Genomic DNA, 20,170 nt, shown 5'->3' with positions numbered 1-20,170 from the left:
TGGTCAGGCCGCTGCCTTGCGCTTGCATCACGCGCTTACTGGTGTAGTTCTCCGACGCGATCAGCTCGATGTGATCTTCCTGACGTTGCTCCTCGGCATTCATCGCCGCCAGCAGTGCATCGTCGTAACCCTGGATCTGGTCTTGCTTGCTGAACATCGCGTCTCTCCCAGCGGCGGCAGTGCGCCATTCGTCTCGGTGAGGCACTGGCTTTTCGGCAGTGCCCTTTGATAGCGATGGTATGACTGGCTTGGAGTCGTCAAATGCCTATGGACGCCACGCAAAGGTGCGTTTACGACATGGCGGGAAATGGCTGGCCGAACACGACCGTCGATCCAGCGCAGATCCCCTGTGGGAGCGAGCTTGCTCGCGATAGCGGTGGATCAGCCACCATCATTGCCGGATGTGGCGCCGCCATCGCGAGCAAGCTCGCTCCCACAAGGTCATGCGATGGCCTGTCGTACTGCGAGCAACAGCAGGAAATGCACGGGATACAGCGCATACGCCCAACGTCGCATGGGCGGTGGTTTTACGCCCTCGGAATGTCGCAACAAGAACAGCCCAAGCCATGGCGCAATCAGACAAGTGGCGACTGCTGCCATCGCCACGTGATTGCCCAATCGAACAGAGTAATACAGCACCTGCCATTGATTGGCCGCCAGGCACAGCAGCCCCGCCAACAGTGCGAAATACCAGGGCCGTTGCAGTACCAGCAGCATCGCTAGCGGCAACAGAACGCCATAGAAACCGAACATCAAACGCTGGGAGAAAAACACTGCCAGCAGTACCGCGCCAACCGCCAGCAGTCGCGACGCAAGCACCGGCTGCTGCCATCCACGAACCACCAGCAAGCCCAGGGCAAGGGTGGGCAGCACATTCAAGGTGTCGGGATCGGGAATGAACATTCGGTAAGGAATTTCGCTCACCGCGCTAAACAGCAGCAACCACCCCAGATAGCGCCACTGGCCATCGGTCGTCGTAGTCCGCACGCGCGCCAGATTGGCCGCCATCGCCAGGCAGAACCACACAAACGCCAGGCGTCCCGGCACATACAGCCAATCGGCGGAATAACCGACATATCGCAGGTGATCGAGCACCATGCTCAAAAGCGCCAGCCACTTGAGCAAATCCAGAGCCCCGTCCCGCTGCTTTAAGTGCATGGCACTGTGCATCGTCACGTGCATAATTGCCCTTCGACTGTGTATGTTCCCGACAGCGACATCCTGTGCGCTCCACCTGACGATCTTGGGTACGGTGCGCACCCTCATTGACCACGGGACGCTTCACCATAGGCATCTCGACCACGGAAGCAGGCCATGACCGACAAGAGCCAACAATTCGCCAGCGACAACTATTCCGGTATCTGCCCTGAAGCCTGGGCGGCCATGGAACAGGCCAACCACGGCCACCAGCGCGCATACGGCGACGACGAGTGGACCGCTCGCGCGTCCGACGATTTCCGCAAGCTGTTTGCAACCGACTGCGAAGTGTTTTTCGCCTTCAACGGCACCGCCGCCAACTCGCTGGCGCTGTCGTCGCTGTGCCAGAGTTACCACAGCGTGATCTGCTCGGAAACCGCCCACGTCGAAACCGACGAATGTGGCGCCCCGGAATTCTTCTCCAACGGCTCCAAACTGCTGATCGCCCGCACCGAAAACGGCAAATTGACCCCGGATTCGATCCGCGAGGTCGCGCTCAAGCGCCAGGATATCCACTACCCGAAACCTCGTGTGGTGACCCTGACCCAGGCCACCGAAGTCGGCAGCGTCTACACCCCGGACGAAATCCGCGCCATCAGCGCCACCTGCAAGGAACTGGGCCTGAACCTGCACATGGACGGCGCACGCTTCTCCAACGCCTGCGCATTCCTCGGCTGCACCCCGGCCGACCTGACCTGGAAGGCCGGCGTCGACGTGTTGTGCTTCGGCGGCACGAAAAACGGCATGGCGGTGGGTGAGGCGATTCTGTTCTTCAACCACAAACTCGCCGAAGACTTCGATTACCGCTGCAAACAGGCTGGGCAACTGGCGTCGAAAATGCGCTTCCTCTCGGCACCATGGGTCGGAATCCTGGAAAACGACGCCTGGCTCAAATACGCAAAACACGCCAACCACTGCGCGCAATTGCTGGCCGAACTGGTCAGTGACATTCCCGGAGTGGAGCTGATGTTCCCGGTACAGGCCAACGGCGTGTTCCTGCAACTGTCGGAGCCGGCCATCGCGGCACTGACCGCCAAGGGCTGGCGTTTCTACACCTTCATCGGCAACGGCGGCGCACGCTTCATGTGCTCGTGGGACACCGAGCAAGAGCGTGTGCGTGAACTGGCGAAGGACATCCGAGAAGTGATGGCCGCCTGATTCACCCTGTAGGAGCCGGCTTGCCGGCGAATGCCCCAATGCGGTCGGCCTGACACACCGCCTTCGCTGGCAAGCCAGCTCCTACGGTCTACATTGACTGGCGATCCGTTCAGATAAAAACAATCGAGGAGCGTCAGCATGTCGTTGCAAGGCAAAACCCTGTTCATCACCGGTGCCAGCCGCGGCATCGGCCGCGAGATTGCGCTGCGGGCCGCACGCGATGGGGCCAACATCGTGATCGCCGCCAAAAGTGCCGAACCCCACCCCAAGCTGCCCGGCACGATTTTCAGTGTGGCCCGGGAAGTGGAAGCCGCTGGCGGCAAGGCGCTGGCCTTGCAGGTGGATGTGCGAGAAGAGGATGTCGTACGCGAGGCGCTGGCCCAGGCCAACGAACACTTCGGCAGTATCGATGCACTGATCAACAACGCCGGGGCGATCAAGCTGACCGGGGTCCAGCACCTTGAACTCAAGCGCTTTGACCTGATGCATCAGATCAACACCCGCGCCGTCTTGCTGTGCAGCCAGGCCGCCCTGCCCTATCTGAAGAAATCCAGCGGTCACATCCTCAACCTGTCCCCACCCCTGAACCTGGCCACCAAGTGGTTTGCCCAGTACAGCCCGTACACCGTGACCAAATACGGCATGAGCATGCTGACCCTGGGCATGAGTGAGGAATTCAGGAATTACGGCATCAGCGTCAACTCGCTGTGGCCACAGACCATGATCGCCACCGCCGCCATCGAGTTTCAGCTGGGTTCGAGGGAATCGTTCAAGCATGCGCGCGTGCCTGCGATCATGGCCGATGCCGCCCACCTCATTCTGAGCAGCAGCGGGCGCAGCCTGACCGGGCGCTTATTGATTGATGAGGAAATACTGCGGGAAAGCGGAGTGACGGAGTTCGAACACTATCGCTTCGCACCGGACAGCAGCGAAAAACTCATGACTGACCTATTCGTTGACTGAAAAAAACACCGTACCTGTGGGAGCGAGCTTGCTCGCGATGACGGAATCAGATTCAACAGCAATGTTGGCTGATCCACCGCTATCGCGAGCAAGCTCGCTCCCACAGGGTTCCGGGGTGTTTATCAATACTCGATACGCACGTCGCCTTTCGGCACACTGCAGCACGACAGGATGAACCCTTCGGCTTCGTCTTCCTCGGTGATCCCGCCGTTGTGCTCCATTTCCACTTCGCCGCCCAGCTTCAGCACCTTGCAGGTGCCGCAGATGCCCATGCCGCACGCTTTCGGGATCATCAGGCCGACCTTGGCCGCCGCCGCATGCACGGTCTCGCCCGGAGCCACGCGAATGCTCTTGCCGGACGCCGTGAACTCCACCTGATGCAGATCCGCCTCGTCCACTTCCGCTGCCTCGGCCGCTTGTTCAGCGTGCTCCACGGCGTCGGCGCGGGCTTCTGGCGGAGTCGCGCCGAAGGACTCTTCGTGGTAGCGCGACATGTCGAAGCCAGCGCCTTCCAGCAAGCGCTTGACCGCGTTCATATACGGTGTCGGACCGCAGCAGAACACTTCACGCTCAAGGAAATCCGGCGCCATCAATTCAAGCATTCTGTGGTTCAGGTAACCGCGATAACCGGCCCATGGCTCACCCATGCCATGTTTCTCGCAGATCAGGTGCAGGCTGAAGTTCTCGATCCGCGACGCCATGTGTTCCAGTTCGCGATGGTAAATGATGTCCTTGGGCGAGCGGGCGCTGTGGATAAACGTCATGTCGACGTTGCCATTGGTGTCGTAGAACCAGCGGGCCATGGACATGCAGGGCGTGATGCCGACGCCGCCGCTGAGGTAGAGTACTTTCGGCGCAGGGAAGTCCATGGCATTGAACAGCCCGACCGGCCCGTGCACCGCCAGTTCCTGGCCTTCATGTAGCGTGTCGTGCAGCCAGTTGGACACCTTGCCCCCCGGCACGCGCTTGATGGTCACCGAAAAGCTGTACGGCACCGACGGCGAACTGGAAATGGTGTAGGAGCGCATGATCGGCACGCCGTCGATTTCCAGCTCCAGGGTGACGAATTGCCCGGGCTTGAAAAAGAACAGGATCGGCTGATCGGCCATGAAGCAAAAGGTGCGCACATCCCAGGTTTCCTGGATGACTTTGACGCAACGGACAATGTGTCGGCCATTGGCCCAGGTCTGGGTGGTTACCGGGTTCAGGAAGCTGTTGGACATGCTGATCTCCACGGCCGACTGTCGGCCTTCATATTGGCGATTCTGCGTATAGCGCGAGTCACCCATTTACCTATCTGCGACATTGACATGCTTATCGCGACCAGCCCGCAACGACCGGGGCCTGCGCGTCGGGAACAGATTGCACCATGTCGCCCATGGATAAGGTTCCGGGCAGCGCCGGCCCCACACTCGCCTCAACAGATAACTGCTGTTTTTTGTCTTGCGTCGCACAACCGTAGCCACTATTCGCCGGCCACACAGAATGGCCTTGAGGATTAAATGATGGACGTCACTACTACCCTGAGCCTGGGCGATCCGCTGGAACCCGCACGCAAGGCCACTGCACAGATGCTGCAAGAGCGCGAGCGCACCTTCTCGCTGCCGCAGCCGTTTTACTCCGACGAGCGCCTGTTTGATATCGACATGCAGGAAATCTTCCAGAAAGAGTGGTTGATCGCCGGCATGACCTGCGAAATCCCGACCAAGGGCAACTACCTGACCCTGCAGATCGGCAAGAACCCGATCATTGTGATCCGTGGCGCCGAAGGCGTGGTGCATGCGTTCCATAACGTCTGCCGCCACCGTGGCTCGCGCCTGTGCACCAGCGACAAGGGCAAGGTCGCCAAGCTGGTTTGCCACTACCACCAGTGGACCTACGAACTCGACGGCCGCCTGCTGTTCGCCGGCACCGAAATGGGCGCTGACTTCGACATGAACCAGTACGGCCTCAAGCCGGTGAACGTGAAGACTGCCGGCGGCTACATCTTCATCAGCCTGGCGGAAAACCCGCCGGCCATTGATGACTTCCTGTCGACGCTCAACCACTACATGGAACCGTACGACATGGAGAACACCAAGGTGGCGGTGCAAACCACCTTGATGGAAAAGGCCAACTGGAAACTCGTGCTGGAAAACAACCGCGAGTGCTACCACTGCAACGCGTCGCACCCGGAATTGCTGAAAACCCTGCTGGAATGGGACGACGTCACCGACCCGCGCGCCGACCAGGCCTTCAAGGACCACGTCGCCGCCTCCGCCGCTGCCTGGGAAGCCGAGAAGATTCCTTACGCCCACGCCAGCTTCGGCCTGCGTAACCGCATTGTGCGCATGCCACTGCTCAAGGGCACCGTGTCGATGACCCTGGACGGCAAACAGGGCTGCGCCAAGTTGATGGGCCGTATCAAGAACCCGGACCTGGGCTCGATGCGCATCCTGCACCTGCCGCACTCCTGGAACCACTGCATGGGCGACCACATCATCGTGTTCACCGTGTGGCCGATCAGCGCTCAGGAAACCATGGTCACCACCAAGTGGATCGTGCACAAGGACGCGGTCGAAGGCGTGGACTACGACGTGGAGCGCATGCGCCAGGTCTGGGATGCCACCAACGACCAGGACCGTCGCCTGGCCGAAGAGAACCAGCGCGGGATCAACTCCACCGCGTACCAGCCTGGCCCGTACTCCAAGACCTATGAGTTCGGCGTGGTGAACTTCGTGGACTGGTACAGCGAGCGCCTGCTGAGCAATCTTGGGGCCGAGCCTGCGCCGTACCTCAAAGGGGTTCCGGTCAGCGGCTGAAGCTCTCCCCTGTAGGAACGGGCTTGCTCCGGGCGGCGTTCCGACGAAAAACTCGAGGCCACTGCTGGGCATCTGTTTTTACGCGTTATCGTTCACGACCTTCGCGAGCAAGCTCGCTCCTACAAGGGGCTTGCCCGCGACAGGTTTTCTCTCAGCGCATTAGAACTGTACGAAATATGACCTATCTCGTTCAGGCCTATGCCCGCCGCACCTCCCAGCCTTCCGCAAACAAGTTATCCACATCTCCACCCACAGCTATTGGGGACAACTGTGGAAAGACTGCAAAATTTCTCTAAAAAAACCACAGAAAAACCGTGACTTATCCAGAAGCATGCTTCTACGACCGGACTGATCATTTTTTGATCATCAGCCTGAAAGGCACGGAATTAAAGGCTTCCAGAGGATGGCAAACACCTTATCCACAGAAGCGCCAACAGACTTTGGGGTTAACTTCGAAAACACTGTGGAAAAACGCTGTAACCCGCAAGAAACCGGTGTTTGCATGGAATTCTACGGCTCACAATCATCAATTGATCATTTTTTAACCATAACCATGAAGGCCGCTGTTTATAAGGCCTACAGCCGATAGCAAACATCTTATCCACAGAAGCGCCAACAGAGATTGGGGGCAAGTCTGCATCCCCAGCAGCACTTATCCCCTTGAAAAAGCTTGGAAAAACCACGAGCAAGGCTGGTTGTTTTTTGAACGACGCCTCGCAAGGCTTGATTTGTATGGGGTGTAGCGAAGGGCGAACATGTTATCCACAGAACCACCAACAGGGATTGTGGGTAAACACCGAAGTTGTTCAGATTTTATTGAGGCATGAGCGACCTGATTCCAGGTCCAGGTTCAATTCAAAGTCTTTGAAGGCGCGCCATCCGAGCAATATCGACGGAACATATTGCCCGTCGATCAGCGACGGCGGGATGGTAAAGCCCGGGTAGTATTTGTAGGTGACCGCCATGGTATTGCCCTGCAGGGCCAATACGCCCTCGAAGCGTTGGAAACGCTTGTTGTCGTTGGTGGAAACGCTCGAGCTTTCCGGTGTCAGTGCTTGCGCAACACTGAGCTGCCTGCCGGGCAACGAGGCCGTCAGGTAGTCGACATTTCCGGTATCGATGATGGCCTGTGTTGCCCGGCGATCGAGCTGTGCGGCCACCACCAGCCGTTGATTGAGATCCAGGCGGCTGACGACAATCGACGCATCACAGTGTTTGGCCGGCGGTGGATTCAGCTCCAGTGTTCTGCTGGTAATCTTCAAGCGCCCCAGCTTGCTGATCAGATCCAGCCCCAACAGGTTATCCCGATCGCTGACAAAAACCAGGACGTTCCTGAATTCGAGTTTGCCGACTTTCAGCGACCCGAGAATTCCCAGCCTCGCGGCCAGGCCCTTTTCGCCATAAAACGTGCTGTAGCGATAAAAAGCATCGGGTAACAACCTGATGCCCATCTGTTTCGCCGTGTCGATGTTGACCCGGGTTTGCGGTGCGCCCGTGTCCAGCACAAAACGCGCCGAGGCACCATTGGCCGCACCAACCTCGATAAATGGCAGCACTTGTTCAGCGATGTAAAAGTCGTTGGCATACGGATGGAGCGGCAGCACCTCATGCCGCGTCGAACCCTTGACCGTGAAATCGCCGGTCGCCGCCAGGACAGCCAGCGATTGGCTGCCAAACGTGGAGAACAGGGGCTGCAGATCGGCGCTGGCGGCAATCGCCCGGGCATGCCTGGCTTTTATTGCCAGGTAGTATTCGGGGAGTTGGTTGGCGGCCTTGGCTTCGAGCAATCTGGCGAAGACCGTCACCGAGCAGCTGAGGTGTCTATCGGCATCCAGAACCTTGTCGCATTGTTGCCGCAGTTGCGCCAGGGACGCTTTGCGCCCCTGTTCGGAGTCTATCCACCGATAAAAGTCCTGATCAGCCACGGACGCGTTTGTCTGGGCGGCAGAGATCAAGCCTGTGGATAACCACATGGCCGATGCAAAGAGCGCCAGAAGAGCGATAGTCTTCATATTCAGGCCAATCATAAAAACCGGGTTTTATGAGTCAGCGCTGAATGTCTGAAAGCTCCCGAAAGCGTGCTGCACCTTTGATCAGCGCATAGAAAACTGTAGCTCACCGCCCTCGTCGGCGTGGGACGAGAGCGAGGGCTCGTGGCGCTGTGGATAACCGTCGTCGGTCGACCCCTGGAGCAAGCTCAAGGCCTGTGCATTAGATAAGCGTCACCGGTGACGCGGATCATGGGATGAGGGGTGACCTGGCAGGTCTTGATGATCCCGAAACCGTGCCGTTCGTAAAAACGCCGGGCGCCAGTGTTGGCGGCGTAGTCGATCAGGCTCAGGCCATTGAGCCCCAGCTCCTCGGCGCGTTCTTGAGCATGGGCGAGAAACTGCACGCCCAGCCCCCGGTTGCGCCAGCCTTCATGCAGGGCCAGGCTGGAGATGTACAGGGTATCGGGTACCTCCATGTCCGCGTAAGGCGCCAGTACCGGGTCGGTCGTCGGCACCGCCAGTGGATCGTGGCGCATCACGTAGCTGTGCATCATGCCAATGACCTGACCACCAGCCTCGGCAATCAGGCAGTTCTGGTAGGAGAAATCCACGTCGTCCCGGGCGTATCGAATGGCACCTACATCCAGCAAGTCCTGACCGGGCTCGGCTAACTGGCTCCAGATGTAATCCGAAGCGCCCTCTGAGGAAATCTGGAACAGACGCGCAATCGCGCGCGCATCTGCACGCACTGCCGAACGAAACTCAACTGCCATTGTTTTTTCTCTGCCAGATTTATCCAGTCCACATGCAGGAGCAGCCTGCGGCAGCCCCTACAAAAAACGCTAGCGGACCACGCCTTCTTCAATCAACAACTTGAGTATCGCCTCAGCCCCGGCTTGCGCCGTAACGCCTTTGAGCACTTGTCCGCCACCGCCACTGGCTTTCGCCGTTGCTGCTTTCATACGATCGGCGCCGCTCTTGGCCTTGATTACCTTCAGGCGCTTGGGCCGTGGCTTGGCCGGTTGCAGGCTGGCGACCGCGAGCAATTGATCATCGATGACTTCAACTTCCTGCGCTTGCAACACGCCGCGTCGAGCCGGGCCGTAAGCGCTCTGGCGAGGCTTGGGCGCGGCGTTATCCACCGTTGCCAGAAACGGCAGGCGCACCTTGAGCCGACGACGTTGACCGCGCGGCAAAGCCTGCAGCACCAGTGCCGAACCGCCGTCGATGGACTCGACCTGAGCCAGCCCCACCACCAGCGGCCAGCCCAGGCTTTCGGCGAGCAGGAACGGCAACATGCCCGAGCCTTCGCCGGTTTCCGCCTGACTGCCGGTCAACACCACCTGAGCACCGGCATCGCGCAGATACTCGGTCAGCGCCGGTAGTGCATCGGCGCCTTGCGGTTGCTCCAACACATGCAGTTGCTCCAGCCCCATGCCCAGGTAAGCGCGCAATGCAGGCTCGGCGATGTCGCCGGCATGCAGCACTTGCAGGTTATCCCCAGCCAGTTGCAGGCCCAGTTCTACCGCCCGCGCATCCTGTTCCGCGCGGCGCGGCCGACCGGATGTCGGGTGGGCACCGATGGACACCAGGCTGATGATTTTCGTGCTCATAACCCTTTCCTTCCCTTAAGCCGCATCGCGCTTGGCGTCGTTGCGATAAGCCTCTACCGCCTCGATCAAGGCTTGAAGAATCTCCGCGCTCTCACCGATCACCGAGAGGTCCGCACGCTTGATCATGTCGCAGCCAGGATCCAGGTTGATCGCCACCACCTTGTCGCAGGCACCGATGCCTTGCAGGTGCTGGATCGCCCCGGAAATCCCCACTGCCACATAGACCCGTGCGGTGACCCAGGTGCCGGACGCGCCGACCTGACGATCGCGGGCCATGAAGCCATCGTCCACTGCCACCCGCGAGGCGCCTTCGGTCGCGCCGAGGGCTTCGGCGGTCCTGTGGAAAAGCCCCCAGTCCTTGACCCCGTTGCCACCGGAGAAAATGAATTCGGCTTCAGCCATTGGAATTGCCGCCGGGTCCACTGCCACTGCGCCCAGATCTTCGATCCGCGACAGGCTGCGTGCCACGGTTGTGGATAACTCCACCGGCAAGGCTTCGTGACGGGTTTCGCTGACCGGTTCGGCGCACTCGGCAGCCGCCAGAATCAGTCGCGCCAGCGGACGGGCAAGGTCTTGCAGACCCGCACCGGCTCGACCAATGCATTCCTGATCCTTGACCTGCCAGACCCGCGTGGCCGGACGCTCGCCCAGTGCCGCGGCAAAACGCCGACCGAGTTCGCCGCCGCCACTGCGGCTGTCCGGCAGCAACCAGTGACGCGGGCTGAACTGGTTATCCACAGCCCGCAGGCCCTGGACCCGTTGTTCCGGTGCATAACCGTTGAATTCTTCACCTTCCAGCACCAGCAAGCGGTCGACGCCCGCCGTGGCGAAAGCGTTTTCCTTGTGTTCGCCGAACACCACGGCCAGCACCGCACCGTCCTTGCCGGCCAGTTGATGGGCCAGGCCCAGCAGGTCGCGGTCGTGACTGCTCAAGCGACCACCGACCATGTCCGGCACCACGCTGATGTAAAACGCCGGCGCAGCCACCTGATGCAATGGCAACTGCACTTCAACAGCGGCTGAACGTTTGGTCGCGCCACCCTGCTGGGCGCCGCTACGGTCGATACGCTTGATACCGTTGGGGCCGATAAAACCAATGCCATGGGGATTCTTGCGGATGACACCGTTAGGCCCCATCCAGCTGTGTTGCACCGGTTGCATCGCCGCGTGCAGTGGATGCAGGCGGTTGCGCGCGATCCATTCGGCCCGCGGGTCGCGGCGGATAATGTCGCTCATCAGTGCACCTCCGCAGGTTCACGTTTGGCCGGCGCGGCCGGCTTTGCTGCGTCGTCTTCCAGCAGCGCGTCAGCCACCAGTTCGGCAATGTCCTTGATCAGCGGACGGGGTTCGACCACGCCTTCGAGCATCGCCGTGCATTGCGGGCAACCCACGGCCACCAGTTCGGCGCCGGTTTCGCGGATATCGTCCATGCGCATGTCGGGAATACGTTGCTTGCCGGGAATGTCGGTGATCGGCGCACCGCCACCACCGCCGCAGCAGCGCGAACGGAAGCCGGAACGTTGCATCTCTTTCACTTCGATCCCGAGGGCGCGCAACACCTGACGCGGCGCCTCGTACTCGCCGTTGTAGCGGCCGAGGTAGCACGGGTCGTGGTAGGTCACGCTGTCGCCTTTGTGCTGACCGAGATTGAGCGCGCCAGCATCGATGATTTCCGCCATGTAGGTGCTGTGGTGCTGCACCAGGTAGTTGCCATCGAAGGCGCCGTATTCGTTTTTCAGCACGTGGAAGCTGTGCGGATCACAGGTGACAATGCGGTTGAAACTGTATTTGGCCAAGGTCTGGATGTTGCGTTTGGCCAACAGCTGGAAGGTCGCTTCGTCGCCCAGGCGCCGGGCCACGTCACCGCTGTCACGCTCTTCGAGGCCAAGCACGGCGAAGTCGATTTTTGCCGCCTTGAGCACTTTGACGAACGCGCGCAGGGTGCGCTGGTTGCGCATGTCGAAGGCACCGTCGCCGACCCAGAACAGCACGTCGGTGGATTTCTTTTCGCTGAGCAGATTGAGGTTCAAATCTGCCGCCCAGTTCATCCGTCCGCCCGGCGCGAAACCGCCCGGGTTGTCAGTGGCGATCAGGTTTTCCAGGACTTCGGCCCCCTTGTTCGGGGTCGCGCCTTTTTCCAGGGTCAGATGGCGACGCATGTCGACAATGGCATCGACGTGCTCGATCATCATCGGGCATTCCTCGACGCAGGCACGGCAGGTGGTGCATGACCACAGGGTCTCGGCATCCACCAGACCATTGACGATCGGTTGATGCGGATTGCCCGCGTGCTCACCGATGGCCTTGCCCGGATACGGACTGCCGGCGAACTTGGCATCGGTGCCGCCGGCCAGGCCGACGACCATGTCCTGAATCAGTTTTTTCGGGTTCAGTGGCTGGCCGGCGGCGAACGCCGGGCACGCTGCTTCACATTTACCGCACTGCACGCAGGCGTCGAAGCCGAGCAACTGGTTCCAGGTGAAATCCTTGGGTTTTTCCACGCCCAGTGGCGCGGTCGGGTCGTTCAAGTCCAGAGGCTTGAGGCCCGTGGAACGACCGCCACCGAAGCGTTCGGCGCGACGGTGCCAGGCCAGATGCAAGGCGCCGGCGAAGGCGTGCTTCATCGGCCCGCCCCAGGTCATGCCGAAGAACAGTTCCGACACGCCCCACAGCACGCCAACCCCGAGAATCGCCGCCAACAGCCAGCCACCGAAGTTTTCCGGGAGGATGCCCGCCACCGGCAGGGTCAACAGGAAGAACGAGGCCGAGAACGCCAGCAGGCTTTTCGGCAGGCGCATCCACGGGCCTTTCGACAGGCGCGATGGAGGGTTGCGCCGGCGCAGGTAAACAAAGATCGCACCGACGAACATCACCGCCGTCATCAGCAGCAACGCATAGCCGAGCAAGCGGTTATGCAGGCCGAAACCGTGCACCACAATCGCCAGCACGATGGACGCTACCGCACCGCCGGCCGTAGCGACGTGGGTGTTGGCAATGTATTTGTCCCGCGCCACTACGTGGTGCAAGTCGACCATGTAGCGCTTGGGCATGGCGAACAGGCCGCCGATCAGGTCGACTTTCGAAGCCCGGCCCCGGCGCCACATGGCCACCCGCCGCAACGCGCCCAGGACACCAAGACCCAGGGCGGCGAACAGCAGGATTGGAAGAAGGGTGTTCAACATGGTGAAGCTCCCAAAGACCGCAGGGTCTTGCAGGCCAAACTACCTGGATGCCTTGCCAGATTCCTTGTAGGAGCGAGCTCGCTCGCGAAAAACCTGAGAACGTCGCGTTAAATCAGATTCCCCGCGTCATCGTTCACGTCCATCGCGAGCAAGCTCGCTCCTACAAGGGTTATCCACAAGCTCTTAGAAATCCTTGCACAACCGCAGCGCGTCGTAGATCGCCGCATGCACGTTGCGCTGTGCCACGCAGTCACCGATGCGGAACAGCAGGTAGCCGTCGCCGCTCTGCGCAAGGCAAGGTTGCGGCTTGATCGCGAACAAGGCTTCGACGTCGATCTGGCCTTTGTTGCGCGAGCCTTCCTTCAGGGCGTAGTAGATTTCCTCGTCCGGGCGCACACCGTTTTCGATGACCACCTGGTCCACCACCCGCTCCTCTTTGGCACCGGTGTATTCGTTCTCCAGCACCGCCACCAGCTTGTCGCCTTCGCGGTAAACCTTCTCCAGCATCATGTCGCCGGTCATGATCACTTCTTTCGGGTACATGCTGCGGTAGTACGTCGGGAACGACGTGCCGCCAATCGCCACGCCCGGCTTGATGTCGTCGGTGACGATCTCGACCTGGCTGCCCTTGTCCGCAATGAAGTCGGCGGTAGACATGCCGGTGAACTCGCAAATGGTGTCGTAGACCAGAACGTTCTTGCCAGGCGCCACCTTGCCGTCAAGCACATCCCAGCTGCTGACCACCAGGCCTTCAGCCGCACCCCAGTGTTCGTTCTGCTCGATGAACGGATGCCCACCGACGGCCAGCACCACCACGTCTGGACGCAGGTCCATGATGGTCGGCGCATCCGCCGCAGTGCCCAGGCGCAGATCGACTTTCAACCGGGCCAGTTCCAGTTGGTACCAGCGGGTGATACCGGCAATCTGGTCCCGTTGCGGTGCTTTCGAAGCGGTGGTGATTTGGCCGCCGATGAATTCTTTCTTCTCGAACAGGGTCACGTTGTGGCCACGTTCGGCGGCAACACGAGCGGCTTCCATCCCCGCAGGGCCGGCACCAACTACCACCACTTTGCGTTTCACACCGGTGGTTTTCTCGATGATGTGTGGCAGGCCCATGTATTCACGGGAAGTGGCGGCGTTCTGGATGCACAACACATCCAGGCCCTGGTATTGACGGTCGATGCAGTAGTTGGCGCCGACACACTGCTTGATCTGGTCGATCTGGCCCATCTTGATCTTGGCGATCAGGTGCGGGTCGGCGATGTGGGCGCGGGTCATGCCGACCATGTCGACGTAACCGCCTTCCAGAATCCGCGTGGCCTGGTTCGGGTCCTTGATGTTCTGTGCGTGCAGCACCGGAACCTTGACCACTTCCTTGATCCCGGCCGCCAGGTGCAGGAACGGCTCGGGCGGGTAACTCATGTTCGGAATCACGTTGGCCAGGGTGTTGTGAGTGTCGCAACCCGAGCCGACGACGCCGATGAAATCGAGCATGCCGGTGTCGTCGTAATACTTGGCGATCTGCTTCATGTCTTCGTGGGACAGGCCGTCCGGGTGGAACTCATCACCGCAGATACGCATGCCCACGCAGAAGTCGTCACCGACCTCGGCGCGCACGGCTTTCAAGACTTCCAGGCCGAACTTCATGCGGCCTTCGAAGGTACCGCCCCATTCGTCGGTACGCTTGTTGACGCGCGGGCTCCAGAACTGGTCGATCATGTGCTGGTGCACGGCCGACAATTCCACGCCGTCCAGGCCACCGGCCTTGGCACGACGCGCAGCCTGCGCATAGTTGCCGATCACCCGCCAGATTTCTTCCGGCTCGATGGTCTTGCAAGTGGCACGGTGCACCGGCTCACGCACGCCCGACGGCGACATCAACGTTGGCCAGTTGAAACCGTCCCAACGCGAGCGACGACCCATGTGGGTAATCTGGATCATGATCTTGGCGCCGTGCTTGTGCATGGCATCGGCCAGATTCTGGAAGTGCGGAATGATGCGGTCGGTGGACAGGTTCACCGAGCTCCACCACTCCTGCGGGCTGTCGATCGCCACGACAGACGAGCCGCCACAAATCGCCAGGCCGATCCCGCCCTTGGCTTTCTCTTCGTAATACTTGACGTACCGGTCGGTGGTCATGCCGCCGTCGGTGGCATAAACCTCGGCGTGCGCGGTGCTGAGCACGCGGTTGCGGATGGTCAGTTTGCCAATTTGAATTGGCTGGAACATTGCTTCGAAAGCCATGGCGGGTTCCTCGACTTACAACGGCTTGACGGTGAACAAACCGTCTTCGTGGCCCTCTTCGGAGCCACCGTAGACTTGCTCGGCCACGGTGCGGATCTTGCTGCCGCGAGCGGCGAGGATCTGGTCCATAGCCCCTGCAAACCAGCCAGTGAACATGTAGTCGACCTTGCGTCCGACCTTGCCGTACACGTAAACGAACGCCGAGTGTTCGAGCTTGACGCTGGCGGTGCCTTTGTCGAGGTCGATGTCCTGAATCTTGAACAGGCCCCAGCCGCGCTGCGACAGGCGCTTCATGTAGTGCTCGAACACCGCGACGCCTTCCAGGCCGTGGCATTCGGCTTCTTTTTCACACCAGTGCCAGGCGGACTTGTAGCCGGCCTTGTAGAGGATTTCGGCATAGGCTTCAGCGCCCAGCACTTCCTCGATGCCCATGTGGTTGTTGACGAAGAAATGACGCGGCACATACAGCATCGGCAGGGCGTCGGAAGTCCAGACACCGGTTTCGCTGTCGACTTCGATTGGCAATTGCGGGGCGATCTTGGCCATGAAAACTTGACTCCGGAAAATTCGTTGTGTTGCCCGCTGCACGGGCGGCAGCGGGAAAGGATTCAGAAAAGCGGCGGCTTATTCGCCCCAGACATCTTTCAAGACGTTGACCCAGTTCTCGCCCATGATCTTGCGCACTACGCGCTCGGAATGGCCGCGCTTGAGCAGGGTCTCGGTCAGGTTCGGGAACTCGCCCACGGTGCGGATGCCCAGCGGGTTGATGATCTTGCCGAAGCTGGTCAGGCGGCGGGCGTAGCCCTTGTCGTGGGTCAGGTATTCGAAGAAGTCCTGGCCATGGCCCTGGGTGAAGTCGGTGCCGATGCCGATGGCGTCTTCGCCAACCAGGTTCATGGTGTATTCGATCGCTTCGGCATAGTCGTCGATGGTCGAATCGATGCCCTTGGCCAGGAACGGCGCGAACATGGTCACCCCGACGAAACCGCCGTGGTCGGCAATGAACTTCAGCTCTTCATCGGACTTGTTGCGCGGGTGCTCCTTGAGCCCCGACGGCAGGCAGTGGGAGTAGCAGACCGGCTTCTTGGATTCGAGGATGACTTCTTCGGAAGTCTTGGAGCCGACGTGGGACAGGTCGCACATTACGCCGACCCGGTTCATCTCGGCGACGATTTCACGACCGAAGCCCGACAGGCCGCCATCACGCTCGTAGCAACCGGTACCGACCAGGTTCTGGGTGTTGTAGCACATCTGCACAATACCGACGCCGAGCTGCTTGAAGACCTCGACGTAGCCGATCTGGTCTTCAAACGCGTGAGCATTCTGGAAGCCGAAGAGGATGCCGGTCTTGCCCTGTTCCTTGGCCTTGCGGATATCGTCGGTGGTACGCACCGGAATCACCAGGTCGCTGTTCTCGCGGATCAGCTTCTGGCTCGCGGCGATGTTGTTGACGGTGGCCTGAAAGCCCTCCCACACCGACACCGTGCAGTTGGCCGCGGTCAAACCGCCCTTGCGCATGTCTTCGAACAGTTCACGGTTCCACTTGGCAATAATCAGCCCGTCGATAACGATGCTGTCGGCGTGCAATTCGGCTGGGCTCATCAGGCTGTCCCCTTGTTAGCGATTCATGCGCCGAATCGTCTGCCGGCGCTTTGGGGCCAGCATATGCCTCGGTGCCTAAGCAGCCGGGTGCAAAAACGACAGGGGAATTGCCGAAAGCGTCAATCCGCGACAAAGGGTCGTCGCCAGGCACTATCACCGACCTGTTCAAGGCCCTCGGCTTGGGCCAGAATTCGCCGCATCACTGGAATAGAGCGGCGACCTGAATGAAATCCATCCTTCTGGCTTTGGCACTGATTGCAACCGGCGTACACGCAGCCGAGGTGTCCGACGACAACCCGTGCGACAAAGTCGAAAACGACGTCCAGACCCTCGAATGCTCGGCCTTCAGCAAAACCACCGCTGAAGACCTGCTCAAGGAAAACCTCCAGGGCCTGAACGACCGCATGCAGTCGCAGTACGGCAAAAACCCGACGCAACTGGCCGACATCACCGGCAGAATCAAAGCCGCCCAACAGCAATGGCTGAAGACCCGCGACGCAGATTGCGCCGTCGAAGCCTTCCCGGCCACCGCTGGCAGCAAGGCGTTCACCATTGCCCAGAACGATTGCGTGGCGCGGATGAGTGATGAACGGTCGGAGTTTTTGGAGTCGATCGGGCAGGAGTGATCCGTTTCCCGGCCAGCTTGAACTGTAAGCTGCACACCCTCTGTCACTAATGGGATTGAACATGAAAGTCTGCGGCATCGAAATCAAAGGCAGCGAAGCGATCATCGCCGTGGCCACGCTGGACGGTCAGGCGCTGGGCCATGTCGCGCTCGCCACCAAGAAAATTGCCCTGGACGATGACGATGAAGCCGCCAACGTCAAAGTGTTCGCCGCTCAGGTCGCTTCGTTTGTCCGTGAGAACTCCATCGACCGCATCGCGATCAAGAAGCGCAGCAAGAAAGGCGAGTTCGCCGGCGGGCCGACCACGTTCAAGATCGAGGGGGTTTTCCAGTTGCTGGAAAATTGCGAGGTAGCCCTGCTGTCGCCGCAGACCATCAATGCACAGGCCAAGAAGCACAACTTCGAACTGCCGGGGACGCTGAACAAGTATCAGCATGAGGCCTATAAGGCAGCGTGTTCGGCGTTGGTGAAGAAGTAACCTGATCCTCCAGGCACCAAAGAACTAATGTGGGAGCGAGCTTGCTCGCGATGGCAGTGTATCAGTCAATATCAATGTGTCTGACAGACCGCTATCGCGAGCAAGCTCGCTCCCACAGGTTTCTCCAGTGTTTTCAGAATCACGCTTTGGCGGTACGCCGATCCTCCCGCGGGCAGCGCTCATACTTCGCCCGATAACTGCGGGTGAAATAAGACGGCGACTCAAACCCGCAGGCAATGCTCACTTCCAGCACGCTCATGTCCGTCTGGCGCAGCAACTGCCGCGCTTTTTCCAGCCTTAATCGCAAGTAGAAATTGCTCGGCGTGTCGTTCAGGTGCAAACGAAAAAGGCGCTCCAACTGTCGCCGCGTCACCTTGATCGATTCCGCCAGTTCCAAAGTGCTCAGCGGCGGTTCGCTGTGCTGCTCCATCTCGCCAATCACATGCACCAGCTTCTTGTTGCTGATGCCGTAGCGTGTGGCGACTTCCATGCGCTGGTGGTCTTTGCGCGGGCGGATACGGCCGAGTACGAATTGTTCGCTGACCTGGATCGCCAGGTCGGGACCATGGGCCTGGGCGATCAGATCCAGCATCAAATCGATGGAAGCCGTGCCACCAGCAGAAGTGATGCGCCGACGGTCGATCTCGAACAGTTCCTGGGTGACGCTGAGCTGTGGATAGGATTCCTTGAAGGCATCGATGGCTTCCCAGTGCAGGGTCAGGCGATGGCCGTCGAGCAGGCCGGCTTCGGCAAGGATGAAGCTGCCGGTGTCGATGGCGCCGAGGGTCACGCCTTCGTTGTCCAGGCGGCGCAGCCAGTGTTCCAGTGCCGGGGTAGTGAACTTCAGGGGTTCGAAACCGGCGACCACCAACAGCGTCGCACCTTTCTTCAGCGGCTCCAGCGCCGCATCGGCGTTGACCGACATGCCGTTGCTCGCCAGCACCGCCCCGCCATCGGCGCTCAGTACATGCCAGCGATAGAGCTCGCCGCGAAAGCGATTGGCGACCCGCAGCGGCTCGATGGCCGAGATAAATCCGATGGCCGAGAAACCCGGCATCAACAAGAAGTAGAAATCCTGGGACATGGGACGCACTCGATTGGCGGGAAGCGAGAGGGCGGGGAACGTGAGGACGTTGATACGCCAGTTGCAAGCTGCATTCAAGAGCACAGGTCGCTGCAGTGCAAGAGCTGGTCGCCGCAGTGCGCTTTCACGGCCGCCTGGCTGCGTAACTTGGCATCACCGGCGCATCAGACACCGGAACTCACAATAAACGAACTGCCGAGGAACCTGAGAATGAAACGACTGATCAGCAGCTGTGTTCTAGCACTCAGTGGTACCGCTTTGCTGAGCGCCAGTGTCATGGCCGCCGAACCCGCCGCGTGCCAGAACGTGCGCATGGGTGTAGTGAACTGGACCGACGTGATCGCGACCAGTGCCATGACCCAGGTATTGCTCGATGGCCTCGGCTACAGCACCAAACAAACCAGCGCCTCCCAGCAAATCATCTTCGCCGGGATCCGCGACCAGCGTCTGGACCTGTTCCTCGGCTACTGGAACCCGCTGATGACCCAGACCATCACCCCCTTCGTCGACGCCAAACAGGTCAAGGTGCTTGAAGCGCCAAGCCTGCAGGATGCCCGCGCGACCCTCGCCGTACCGACCTACCTCGCCGACAAGGGCCTGAAAACCTTCGCTGACATCGCCAAATTCGAAAAAGAACTGGGCGGCAAGATCTACGGCATCGAGCCTGGCTCGGGCGCCAACACCCAGATCAAGGCCATGATCTCCAAGAACCAGTTCGGCCTCGGCAAGTTCCAGTTGGTCGAGTCCAGCGAAGCCGGCATGCTCGCCGCCGTGGATCGCGCCGTGCGTCGCAACGAAGCCGTGGTGTTCTTCGGCTGGGCGCCGCACCCGATGAACGTCAACGTGAAAATGACCTACCTCACCGGCAGCGACGATGCCCTCGGCCCGAACGAAGGCAAGGCCACCGTGTGGACCGTCACCGCACCGACATACGCCGAGCAATGCCCGAACATCGGTCGCCTGCTGAGCAACCTGACGTTCACCGCCGAAGACGAGAGCCGGATGATGCAGCCGCTGCTGGATCACAAGGACGCTTTCGAATCCGCCAGGCAATGGCTCAAGGATCACCCACAGGACAAAAAGCGCTGGCTTGAAGGCGTCACCACCTTCGATGGCAAACCGGCCGCTGAAAACCTGCAACTGACCAGTAAATAAACCCGAACCAACCACCGTCTCGCAGCCCCGACGGGCTGCGAACGGGACCACCACGCCTGGCCAAAACCAAAAACTC

General features: G+C 60.2%; 17 protein-coding genes and 1 pseudogene. 6 read left to right on the top strand and 12 right to left on the bottom strand.

The genetic code is table 11. The features are described 5' to 3' along the window. A pseudogene (glyA, locus tag KGA81_RS15070) lies at positions 1-157 on the bottom strand (serine hydroxymethyltransferase); the annotation flags it as partial. A 284-nt stretch (positions 158-441) separates the two neighbouring features. After that, positions 442-1,158 (bottom strand): TraX family protein, encoded by a 717-nt coding sequence (locus KGA81_RS15065; protein WP_223546989.1) that lies wholly within the window; start codon positions 1,156-1,158, stop codon positions 442-444. Between the two features lie 156 nt (positions 1,159-1,314). Here KGA81_RS15065 and KGA81_RS15060 point away from each other — a divergent pair, with 156 nt between their 5' ends. Together KGA81_RS15060 and KGA81_RS15055 are read left to right on the top strand one after the other, a co-directional pair. Beyond that, a complete protein-coding gene (locus tag KGA81_RS15060; protein ID WP_223546988.1) occupies positions 1,315-2,355 on the top strand; it encodes a low specificity L-threonine aldolase in 1,041 nt (346 codons plus the stop codon). A gap of 138 nt (positions 2,356-2,493) precedes the next feature. Then, entirely contained in the window at positions 2,494-3,318 is an 825-nt protein-coding gene (locus KGA81_RS15055; protein WP_223546987.1) for an SDR family oxidoreductase, read from the top strand. 122 nt (positions 3,319-3,440) lie between these two features. Here the strand turns inward: KGA81_RS15055 and gbcB are convergent, their stop codons facing one another. Continuing rightward, entirely contained in the window at positions 3,441-4,541 is a 1,101-nt protein-coding gene (gene gbcB, locus KGA81_RS15050) for a glycine-betaine demethylase subunit GbcB (protein WP_223546986.1), read from the bottom strand. 282 nt (positions 4,542-4,823) lie between these two features. On the opposite strand from gbcB, the gene gbcA reads away from it, so the two are divergent. Next, positions 4,824-6,119: a glycine-betaine demethylase subunit GbcA gene (gene gbcA / locus KGA81_RS15045; protein WP_223546985.1), complete on the top strand. Its 1,296-nt coding sequence runs from the start codon at positions 4,824-4,826 to the stop codon at positions 6,117-6,119. 806 nt (positions 6,120-6,925) lie between these two features. Here the strand turns inward: gbcA and KGA81_RS15040 are convergent. From KGA81_RS15040 to KGA81_RS15005, 8 genes are all read right to left on the bottom strand, one after another. Beyond that, on the bottom strand, positions 6,926-8,092 hold the full coding sequence (locus tag KGA81_RS15040; protein ID WP_223546984.1) for a retropepsin-like aspartic protease: 1,167 nt from the start codon (positions 8,090-8,092) through the stop codon (positions 6,926-6,928). Between the two features lie 224 nt (positions 8,093-8,316). Further along, positions 8,317-8,883 (bottom strand): GNAT family N-acetyltransferase, encoded by a 567-nt coding sequence (locus KGA81_RS15035; RefSeq protein WP_223546983.1) that lies wholly within the window; start codon positions 8,881-8,883, stop codon positions 8,317-8,319. A 69-nt stretch (positions 8,884-8,952) separates the two neighbouring features. Further along, positions 8,953-9,723, bottom strand: a complete 771-nt coding sequence (locus KGA81_RS15030) for an electron transfer flavoprotein subunit beta (RefSeq protein WP_108216968.1) — start codon at positions 9,721-9,723, stop codon at positions 8,953-8,955. A gap of 15 nt (positions 9,724-9,738) precedes the next feature. Beyond that, entirely contained in the window at positions 9,739-10,959 is a 1,221-nt protein-coding gene (locus tag KGA81_RS15025) for an electron transfer flavoprotein subunit alpha/FixB family protein (protein ID WP_223546982.1), read from the bottom strand. Further along, positions 10,959-12,905 (bottom strand): dimethylglycine demethylation protein DgcB, encoded by a 1,947-nt coding sequence (dgcB, locus tag KGA81_RS15020; RefSeq protein WP_223546981.1) that lies wholly within the window; start codon positions 12,903-12,905, stop codon positions 10,959-10,961. The genes KGA81_RS15025 and dgcB overlap by 1 nt, the downstream gene beginning before the upstream one ends. 183 nt (positions 12,906-13,088) lie before the next feature. Beyond that, on the bottom strand, positions 13,089-15,149 hold the full coding sequence (gene dgcA, locus KGA81_RS15015; protein WP_223546980.1) for a dimethylglycine demethylation protein DgcA: 2,061 nt from the start codon (positions 15,147-15,149) through the stop codon (positions 13,089-13,091). 15 nt (positions 15,150-15,164) lie between these two features. Then, positions 15,165-15,695, bottom strand: a complete 531-nt coding sequence (locus KGA81_RS15010) for a DUF5943 domain-containing protein (protein WP_008048169.1) — start codon at positions 15,693-15,695, stop codon at positions 15,165-15,167. A gap of 78 nt (positions 15,696-15,773) precedes the next feature. After that, complete coding sequence (locus KGA81_RS15005) at positions 15,774-16,751, bottom strand: dipeptidase (protein ID WP_223546979.1); 978 nt, start codon at positions 16,749-16,751, stop codon at positions 15,774-15,776. A 224-nt stretch (positions 16,752-16,975) separates the two neighbouring features. Here KGA81_RS15005 and KGA81_RS15000 point away from each other — a divergent pair, with 224 nt between their 5' ends. Together KGA81_RS15000 and KGA81_RS14995 are read left to right on the top strand one after the other, a co-directional pair. Then, entirely contained in the window at positions 16,976-17,377 is a 402-nt protein-coding gene (locus tag KGA81_RS15000; protein ID WP_223546978.1) for a lysozyme inhibitor LprI family protein, read from the top strand. Between the two features lie 61 nt (positions 17,378-17,438). Then, positions 17,439-17,855 carry a DUF3010 family protein gene (locus tag KGA81_RS14995; protein ID WP_046039547.1) on the top strand — a complete coding sequence of 139 codons (417 nt, stop codon included), beginning with the start codon at positions 17,439-17,441 and terminating at the stop codon, positions 17,853-17,855. Between the two features lie 139 nt (positions 17,856-17,994). Here the strand turns inward: KGA81_RS14995 and KGA81_RS14990 are convergent, their stop codons facing one another. Further along, positions 17,995-18,939 carry a GlxA family transcriptional regulator gene (locus tag KGA81_RS14990; protein ID WP_223546977.1) on the bottom strand — a complete coding sequence of 315 codons (945 nt, stop codon included), beginning with the start codon at positions 18,937-18,939 and terminating at the stop codon, positions 17,995-17,997. 210 nt (positions 18,940-19,149) lie between these two features. Between KGA81_RS14990 and KGA81_RS14985 the strand changes: the two genes are divergently transcribed. Then, entirely contained in the window at positions 19,150-20,094 is a 945-nt protein-coding gene (locus KGA81_RS14985; protein ID WP_223546976.1) for a choline ABC transporter substrate-binding protein, read from the top strand. Positions 20,095-20,170: the final 76 nt, after the last annotated feature.

Origin of the sequence: Pseudomonas sp. A-B-19, from assembly GCF_019947515.1 — a bacterium.
Classification (GTDB): domain Bacteria; phylum Pseudomonadota; class Gammaproteobacteria; order Pseudomonadales; family Pseudomonadaceae; genus Aquipseudomonas.
This window is presented reverse-complemented; position numbering and strand designations above follow the sequence as displayed.

Coding starts and splice junctions, on each gene's coding strand:
- dgcA (WP_223546980.1), bottom strand. CDS start 15,149: ATGGCTTTCGAAGCAATGTTCCAGCCAATTCAAATTGGCAAACTGACC.
- gbcA (WP_223546985.1), top strand. CDS start 4,824: ATGGACGTCACTACTACCCTGAGCCTGGGCGATCCGCTGGAACCCGCA.
- KGA81_RS14985 (WP_223546976.1), top strand. CDS start 19,150: ATGAAACGACTGATCAGCAGCTGTGTTCTAGCACTCAGTGGTACCGCT.
- gbcB (WP_223546986.1), bottom strand. CDS start 4,541: ATGTCCAACAGCTTCCTGAACCCGGTAACCACCCAGACCTGGGCCAAT.
- KGA81_RS14990 (WP_223546977.1), bottom strand. CDS start 18,939: ATGTCCCAGGATTTCTACTTCTTGTTGATGCCGGGTTTCTCGGCCATC.
- KGA81_RS15035 (WP_223546983.1), bottom strand. CDS start 8,883: ATGGCAGTTGAGTTTCGTTCGGCAGTGCGTGCAGATGCGCGCGCGATT.
- dgcB (WP_223546981.1), bottom strand. CDS start 12,905: ATGTTGAACACCCTTCTTCCAATCCTGCTGTTCGCCGCCCTGGGTCTT.
- KGA81_RS15065 (WP_223546989.1), bottom strand. CDS start 1,158: ATGCACTTAAAGCAGCGGGACGGGGCTCTGGATTTGCTCAAGTGGCTG.
- KGA81_RS14995 (WP_046039547.1), top strand. CDS start 17,439: ATGAAAGTCTGCGGCATCGAAATCAAAGGCAGCGAAGCGATCATCGCC.
- KGA81_RS15025 (WP_223546982.1), bottom strand. CDS start 10,959: ATGAGCGACATTATCCGCCGCGACCCGCGGGCCGAATGGATCGCGCGC.
- KGA81_RS15000 (WP_223546978.1), top strand. CDS start 16,976: ATGAAATCCATCCTTCTGGCTTTGGCACTGATTGCAACCGGCGTACAC.
- KGA81_RS15010 (WP_008048169.1), bottom strand. CDS start 15,695: ATGGCCAAGATCGCCCCGCAATTGCCAATCGAAGTCGACAGCGAAACC.
- KGA81_RS15040 (WP_223546984.1), bottom strand. CDS start 8,092: ATGTGGTTATCCACAGGCTTGATCTCTGCCGCCCAGACAAACGCGTCC.
- KGA81_RS15060 (WP_223546988.1), top strand. CDS start 1,315: ATGACCGACAAGAGCCAACAATTCGCCAGCGACAACTATTCCGGTATC.
- KGA81_RS15055 (WP_223546987.1), top strand. CDS start 2,494: ATGTCGTTGCAAGGCAAAACCCTGTTCATCACCGGTGCCAGCCGCGGC.
- KGA81_RS15005 (WP_223546979.1), bottom strand. CDS start 16,751: ATGAGCCCAGCCGAATTGCACGCCGACAGCATCGTTATCGACGGGCTG.
- KGA81_RS15030 (WP_108216968.1), bottom strand. CDS start 9,723: ATGAGCACGAAAATCATCAGCCTGGTGTCCATCGGTGCCCACCCGACA.